At 62.3% G+C, this 6998-nt stretch carries 7 protein-coding genes; 2 read left to right on the top strand and 5 right to left on the bottom strand.

All coding sequences use genetic code 11. The features are described 5' to 3' along the window. The 4 genes from VEK15_05890 to lepA form a co-directional block, all read right to left on the bottom strand. On the bottom strand, window positions 1–264 hold a 264-nt coding region (locus VEK15_05890; GenBank protein ID HXV60205.1), incomplete at its 3' end, for a hypothetical protein. A 59-nt stretch (window positions 265–323) separates the two neighbouring features. Next, window positions 324–1628: a hypothetical protein gene (locus tag VEK15_05885; GenBank protein ID HXV60204.1), complete on the bottom strand. Its 1305-nt coding sequence runs from the start codon at window positions 1626–1628 to the stop codon at window positions 324–326. A 32-nt stretch (window positions 1629–1660) separates the two neighbouring features. Continuing rightward, window positions 1661–2767 carry a radical SAM family heme chaperone HemW gene (gene hemW, locus VEK15_05880; protein HXV60203.1) on the bottom strand — a complete coding sequence of 369 codons (1107 nt, stop codon included), beginning with the start codon at window positions 2765–2767 and terminating at the stop codon, window positions 1661–1663. Next, window positions 2757–4559 (bottom strand): translation elongation factor 4, encoded by a 1803-nt coding sequence (lepA, locus tag VEK15_05875; GenBank protein ID HXV60202.1) that lies wholly within the window; start codon window positions 4557–4559, stop codon window positions 2757–2759. The genes hemW and lepA overlap by 11 nt, the downstream gene beginning before the upstream one ends. Window positions 4560–4650: 91 nt before the next feature. On the opposite strand from lepA, the gene VEK15_05870 reads away from it, so the two are divergent. Both VEK15_05870 and VEK15_05865 read left to right on the top strand, forming a co-directional pair. Beyond that, window positions 4651–5052 (top strand): DoxX family protein, encoded by a 402-nt coding sequence (locus tag VEK15_05870; GenBank protein HXV60201.1) that lies wholly within the window; start codon window positions 4651–4653, stop codon window positions 5050–5052. A 204-nt stretch (window positions 5053–5256) separates the two neighbouring features. Then, complete coding sequence (locus tag VEK15_05865) at window positions 5257–5787, top strand: hypothetical protein (protein ID HXV60200.1); 531 nt, start codon at window positions 5257–5259, stop codon at window positions 5785–5787. Here the strand turns inward: VEK15_05865 and VEK15_05860 are convergent. Then, window positions 5777–6998 (bottom strand): amidohydrolase family protein (locus tag VEK15_05860; GenBank protein HXV60199.1); only part of this gene is annotated, 1222 nt, incomplete at its 5' end. The genes VEK15_05865 and VEK15_05860 overlap by 11 nt on opposite strands.

The raw sequence follows: 6998 nt of genomic DNA, 5'->3' as shown, positions 1-6998 counted from the left end.
GTCGACGATCTCGACACCCTCCAATTGGTCGGTAATGAAATAGAAGACGCGACGGCCGTTAGAGTGCGCGGTTCTACTGTACCCGCTCGAATCGACAATGACCGCGCCATGCCGCAGGGCGAACTCCTCGACGAAGTCCATCTTCGCTTCGTCGAACAAAAGGAGACGGTTCGGCCAGACGCCGACCAGGAGAGCACGTGGCTCGGATGCCAAAAGCTCCACGGCGCTGCTCGCGAGAAAAAGAAGCAGGAGTGTCCGTCTCATCCCGGTAAGCGAGGATACTCCAGGTGGCTCCGATGTTGCGAGTGCCCGACTATTCGAGATTACGCCCGCAGTTTGATGGCCAGAGCCTGACTCTCGCTCCCCAGAACTCCCGTCGAAGCCAGCACGCGATGCGCGGCATACATCAAATAAGCATTGGCGCACATCCGACCGAGGAGGAGCGCGACCACCGCGGCGACGACCCCGAGGAAGTCCAAGGCCCGGATGGTAACGAAGAGCACCGCCACAATGCCACTGACCTCGAGAACGGTCGCGACCGTCACCGGCCGAGTCTTGCGGCCGAATACGAGGATCGCCCGCTGAAATGCCAGGAGAACGGCAAAAAATGGGATGACGCAAAAGAGCCGTAGGGGGAAGATCGCGAAGGTACTGAGCTCCTCGCTCAGCCCGGACACCTGGTGAAACCAGATCCATGACAACGGCGTGAATGCCGTGAGAACGAGGCCGAATGTCGCGACGAGAGCCAGCGCCCCCGCGAAGGTCGAGATCTTGCGAAAGTTCTCCCGAGAACCATCGAGAAGCGCGATCGCGACTTCCTGATAGGACAGGGCGACGCTGCGAAAGATGAAGGTGAGCGCGAACAGAACGGGAAGAACGGCAAGAGAGTCGAGGGCGCGCCGGCTGCCTCCCACGAAGAACGTGACCATCGGATGGACGCCCAGTGCGATGATCGAGGTGAGCGCGAGCGGAAAGTAGAAATCCACGATCCTCCGGTACGTCAGAGTGTCACCGCTACCTACGGGAAAGCCCTCCATGATCCCAACCGCCATGAGGCGGGTCCCGATCGACTCCAGCACCACGCCGGCCGCGAGCGCCGCGCCTCCGACGAGCGCCCCGGGCACGATGGAATAGCGGTACAGCAGTAGAGCCGTCGTGCCCATGCCGACGACGCGAATCACGGTACCGAGAGCCACGCGTCGGGTCAGCTCGCGTCGGATCAGAAGCCCTTGATAGAAGCGGCGAAAGCCGATGGCCGCCGGCCAGGGAAGAAGAAGCACGAGAGCTCCCCGGGTCAGCTCGGCAACCGGCAAGGGCAGCGAAACCAGGTCGACCGCAATCCAGTCGAACACCGGCCGCCAGAGCACGACGAGCATCACGAGGGTGATGACGAAATTGAGGGTGAAGGTGAAGTTTCTGAGCTTGCGGTAGGAGTCCCGATCGCGAACCAGGGCGGTGCTCGCGCTCAGAATCATGATGATGGGCGCTTCCACGATCAGGGCGAAAGAGAAGGCGACACCATATGCGGCAAGATTCACCCGCGGGTCGTCGAGTCTTGCAATGACCGCGGCGAGAAAGGGCCCTTCCACCGCCATCATGAGCCATGTAGCCGCTAGCGGCAGCCACATGTGGAAGATCCTCCGATAGGTCAGGGGTGCGCTCATTGGCTGAGGGAAACGGCCAGCCGGTCCGCCACGGCGAGCCCGTCGAGCGTGGGGCGAAGCCAGCCCTCGTCGACCGCGAGGAGGCCGTCGCCGACGGCGCGCGACGATCGCTCGCGCAGGTCGACCCCGAAGCGACGCTCGTAGGCGCAAAGGTCCAGCCCCCGCCGAGTCCGCAACCGCAGCATGAGCGTCTCGAGCGCGAGAGCGGCGTCATCCAGGCTCTCGCCTCCGGCCACCGGAAGCTCGTCAGAAGCCAGGCGCTTCTCCCAGTCGAAGAAGGACCTCTCGTTCCAGAAGCGGTTCCGCCCCGCGAACGAGTGCGCCGACGGTCCCAGGCCGAGATAGGGTGCGTGGCTCCAGTACTTCTCGTTGTGGGCCGAGCGATTCGACGGCGAGCGCGCGAAATTCGATACTTCGTAACCCTCGAAGCCCAGATCCGCGAGCGCCCGATGCGTCACCCGGAAGAGCTCCGCCTGCGCCGGCTCGGGCTGTTCCTCGACCTTCCGGCGGGCGAACATCGTTTTCTCGTGAATCGTCAGCTGGTAACAGGAAACATGGTCGACCGGCAGTTTTGCCAGTTGCTCGAGCTCCAGCCGCCATCGATCGGCCGATTGCCCCGACAGCCCGTAGATGAGGTCGACCGACACCGTCTCGAAGCCGGCTTCGCCCGCCAGCCGTATGGCGTGCCGCGAGTCTTCGGCCGAGTGACGTCGTCCGAGAAAGCGAAGGGAGTCATCGTCGAACGACTGGACGCCGAGGCTGAGAGTATGGACGCCAGCCTGTCGAAACCCCGGAAATCGGCTCTGGTCTTCGGGGTTCGCTTCGAGGAACAGGCGGCAGTCGCGCCGCAACCAGCCTCGCGATCGAAGCGCCGCCACCATCTCGGCGATTGCTTCCGGTTCGAGCAACGACGGCGTTCCTCCGCCGAAGTAGAGAGTATCGAACGGTCGCGACGGAGTGCCCCGGAGAACGATCTCCTGGATCAGCCGCTTGGCAAAACGGTCCGTCCGGCTCGGTACACCGAGAGTGACGGCGAAATCGCAGTAAGGACAGATCGCCGAGCAGAAGGGCACATGGACGTAGAGCCCGGGCTCAGGATTCATCGCTCTTGAGAACGGCAACGAAAGCCGACTGCGGGATCTCCACCTCCCCCACCATCTTCATCCGCTTTTTGCCCTCTTTCTGCTTCTCGAGGAGTTTGCGTTTTCGCGTGATGTCTCCGCCATAACACTTTGCGGTAACGTCCTTGCGAAACGCGTTGATCGTCGTGCGGGCGATGACCTTGCTCCCGATCGCGCCTTGAATGGCGATCTTGAACTGCTGGCGCGGAATGGTCTCGGCCAATCGCTCACAGTAGTGGAGCGCCCGCGCGCGTGCCTTCTCCTCATGGACGAGCTGTGACAGCGCATCGACGCGTTCGCCGTTGACCAGAATGTCGACCTTGACGATCCGAGTCTCACGGTAGTCCAGCAGCTCGTAGTCGAACGAGCCGTAGCCCTGGGTCACGGTCTTTAGCCGGTCGTAGAAGTCGAACAGCACCTCGGCGAGTGGAAGCTCGGACGTCAACTCGACCCGCCCCTGCGCGAGATAGTGGAACGTCGAGCTCTCGCCTCGTCGCTCGCGGCAAAGCTCCATGACGACGCCCACGTAGCGCTCCGGCATCATCACCGAGGCCCTGATGAAGGGCTCCTCGGTCTTCACGATGGTGTTGGGATCGGGGAACTGGCTGGGATTGTCGATCATCAGGACCTCGTTCCCTTCGACGGTGATGCGGTACTTTACCGAGGGTGCCGAGAGGAGCAGAGAGAGGCCGTACTCGCGCTGCAGGCGTTCCTGCACCACGTCGAGGTGCAACAATCCCAGGAATCCGCAACGAAAGCCGAAGCCCAACGCCGCGGAGGAATCCTTTTCGTACCGGAGAGCGGGATCGTTGAGAGCGAGCTTCTCCAGTGCCTTTGCCAGGTCCTCGTATTCGTCCGTCGACATCGGATAAATGGATGAAAAGACCACGGGCTTGGCTTCCTTGTACCCGGGGAGCGGCTCGTCCGCAGGATTCTCGGCGTCGGTCAGGGTGTCCCCCATCGCGATATCCCGGATCGTCTTGATGTTGGCGATGACGTACCCCACGGCGCCAGCCGAAAGCTCCTTCGTCTTGACTCGCTTCAATTGCAGGAGGCCCACTTCCTCGACCTCGTACTCCTTGGCGGTGTGCATCAGCCGAACTCTCTGCCCCGGCGCGAGCTTGCCGTCTTGCACGCGGACGAGAAGCACGACTCCGCGATAGGGATCGTACTGAGCGTCGAAGATCAGGGCCTTGGGAGCAGCGCCCGCGTCTCCTCGCGGCGGTGGCAGCTTCGCCACGATGGCTTCGAGGAGCTCGTCGATTCCCTGTCCGAGCTTTGCCGAGACGAGAATGGCCTCGAAAGGATCGAGCCCGAGGTCGGCATCGATCTCCTCGCGGGCGCGCTCGACGTCGGCGGCGGGAAGATCGATCTTGTTGATGACCGGGAGAAGCGTGAGGTCGTACTCCATCGCCAGATAGAGGTTCGCGAGCGTCTGCGCTTCGACTCCCTGCGACGCGTCCACCAGGATGATGGCGCCATCGCAGGACATCAGCGCACGACGCACCTCGTGGGAGAAGTCGACGTGACCCGGCGTATCGATGAGATTGAGAAGGTACTGTTTGGAGTCATTCGCTTCATAGAGGAGCGTGACGGTGTTGCTCTTGATGGTGATGCCGCGCTCCCTCTCGAGGTCCATCGAGTCGAGGATCTGGTCCCGGAACTCGCGCTCCGCCACCGCACCGCAGCGCTGGATGAGGCGGTCGGCAAGCGTCGACTTGCCATGATCGATGTGCGCAATGATGCAGAAATTGCGGATGTTCTCGGCGGTCATGGATGTGGATCCAAACCTTGAAGTCTAGCACGCACGGGTGTTGGACACCCGAGCTCGGAAACGTGTAAAAGCACGCGTCAGAGGAGGTCTCATGGAACATTTTCTCGGACGGTTCGCTCCCCAGATTTACGCGCTTCTTCGCATCGTGGCCGGACTCCTGTTCGCCCAGCACGGCGCTCAGAAGCTCTTCGGCCTGCTGGGTGGTTTCGGGGGTGAGCCCGGCAACACCGCGCAGCTATTCTCGCTGATTGGTCTGGCGGGTATCATCGAGTTCTTCGGGGGTCTTCTCATTGCCGTCGGGCTCCAGGCCGGCTTGGTTGCATTCATTGCGAGCGGTGAGATGGCGGTCGCCTACTTCAGGGCACACGCCTTTCGGGCACTGTTTCCCATTCAGAACGGAGGCGAGCTCGCCATGCTCTACAGTTTCCTCTGGCTGTTCATCGCGACGAAAGGTTCCGGCATCTGGAGCATCGACGCTTTCAGGAAACGATAGACCCGGTGCCGAGGGGAGGACCCCACGCCGTGGGGCGCCTCCGTATATCGGTTTTAAATCGCACCATCGCGATGGCCCTATAACACCCTCTGGAATCACGTGAGCAGTCTCGGTCAGAGCGGCGGGCAGGGCTCTGCTTTTCCATCAACAGCCTCGAATGCTCATCTGGCATTCCTCTTGCTACCAGAGGCGTTGAGTCCCACGATGAATCGTTTTCTGCGTATGCGGATCGCCATCTTCGGGCTGCCCCTCGTGGCGGCTCATGTCGCGGCGTTACCCGCCGACACCGAGCGCCAGGGCTCCGTTTTGAAGCGCATCTTTTCCTACGACAAGGATCTGCGGGCGAGCGAGAAGATCGTCATCTTGATCGTGGCGCCGACGAGGGGGCACGAAGAGGCTCGCGACGTCGCTGCCGTCTTTCGAGAGATGGGTCTTTTTCCCGCGGTCGTCGGCGTCTCCGATCTCAACGACGACCTCACCGCGACGCTCAGCCCCAGCTCGACCGTCGTCTACGTCATCCCCGGGGCAGACGTTTCGGCGGTGAAGGAGTTCGCGGCCCACAAAGGCTTCCTGTCGGTCTCGGCGCAAGCGTCTCTCGCCGAGGAGGGACACGTATCGGTCAGCGTCGACGTTCGAGGCGACCAATCCCAGATCGTGATCAATCTTCCCCGGCTCCAAACGGAACGCCACGAGCTTTCCGCCGAGCTTTTGAACCTCGCACGCGTCATTCGCTGAGCGCTGGCGCGGGGACTTTCACCGCATGCGCGGTACCCCTGTCTTCCTTTCGCGACCTGTAGATAGGAACCCCTGGAAGCGCACCGGTCAGCTCGCCATCTCGAATGGTGAAGCGCCCGTTCACGAGGACGTGGACCGTGCCTTCAGAGAATTGCCGAGGGTCTTCATAAGTCGCGCGATCCCGAATCCGCTCGCTTTGAAAAACCGCGATGTCGGCAACCGATCCCACCCGAATCCGGCCTCGGTCGTCGAGGCCGAGGAACTCGGCGGCGAGACCGCTCATGCTTCGAATGGCGAAGGGCATGGTGAGGACCGCTTCGTCGAGCACGAAGAGACGAAGCTTTCTCGTGAACGCCCCGAAAACACGTGGATGCGTCACGGCTTGATCGGGCGTGGGGTCGCGGCCGTCGGTACAGGTCATCATCCAACCGCGCGTCGCGAGGAAGCGTGTGTTCTCCATGTCGTACAGATCCAGGTTCATGACGGCGGCTGAGCCCCCCTCGAGGATCCGGCGCACGGTCTCGGGTATCGTGAGTCCCCAACCGGTCGCGACCTCGGCGAGCGTTCTCCCGTTGAGCTCTGGGCGAGGATCCACGATCCGTATCTTCTCGGCACCTCCCCGGATGGCCAGCATCTCCGCCATCTCCGAAGCGATTCGGGTGAAGCTTTCGCGGTCTCTCAATCGCGAGAGCATCGCCTCCCGCCCTCCGTCGGAGGCCCACCTCGGAATCGTGTAAGCGGACAGACTCGATTGAGTCGCGGTGTAGACGTGCTGGGCTGCCGCCACGTCGACTCCGCGGGCGCGAGCCTCGTCGATGAGCTTCGCCCCCTCGGGGGCACGCCCGTAGTTGTGCGCTCCCTGAGGGTTGAAATGGCTGAAGATGACCCGAGTCCCGGAAGACTCGCCGATCTCGATTCCTTCCCGGATCGAGCTCAGAAACCCGATCCCCTGGTAGCTCGCACCGAGGTCACGGTCGTGGGTGTCGTAGATTCCGTCGTACTCGGCGGCTACCCTGGCGAGCTCGATGACCTCCTCGGTCGAAGCAAAAAACCCGGGAGTGTAGAAGAGGCCCGTCGAAAGTCCGAAGGCACCCTCGTCCATACCTTGCCGAACGAGGTCGCGCATCGTTTGGAGCTCGGCATCCGTCGGAGCGCGGTTATCCATACCCAGGACTTCGCGCCGGACCGCCCCGTGTCCCACGTAGGCGAGG

It is taken from the genome of Vicinamibacteria bacterium, assembly GCA_035620555.1.
Classification (GTDB): domain Bacteria; phylum Acidobacteriota; class Vicinamibacteria; order Marinacidobacterales; family SMYC01; genus DASPGQ01.
Note: the sequence above shows the minus strand (reverse complement) of the source record. Positions and strands in the feature narration are given on the sequence as shown.

Excerpts from the sequence above, each read along its gene's own strand:
- VEK15_05885 (HXV60204.1), bottom strand. The coding sequence starts at position 1,628 with ATGTGGCTGCCGCTAGCGGCTACATGGCTCATGATGGCGGTGGAAGGG.
- hemW (HXV60203.1), bottom strand. The coding sequence starts at position 2,767 with ATGAATCCTGAGCCCGGGCTCTACGTCCATGTGCCCTTCTGCTCGGCG.
- lepA (HXV60202.1), bottom strand. The coding sequence starts at position 4,559 with ATGACCGCCGAGAACATCCGCAATTTCTGCATCATTGCGCACATCGAT.
- VEK15_05870 (HXV60201.1), top strand. The coding sequence starts at position 4,651 with ATGGAACATTTTCTCGGACGGTTCGCTCCCCAGATTTACGCGCTTCTT.
- VEK15_05865 (HXV60200.1), top strand. The coding sequence starts at position 5,257 with ATGAATCGTTTTCTGCGTATGCGGATCGCCATCTTCGGGCTGCCCCTC.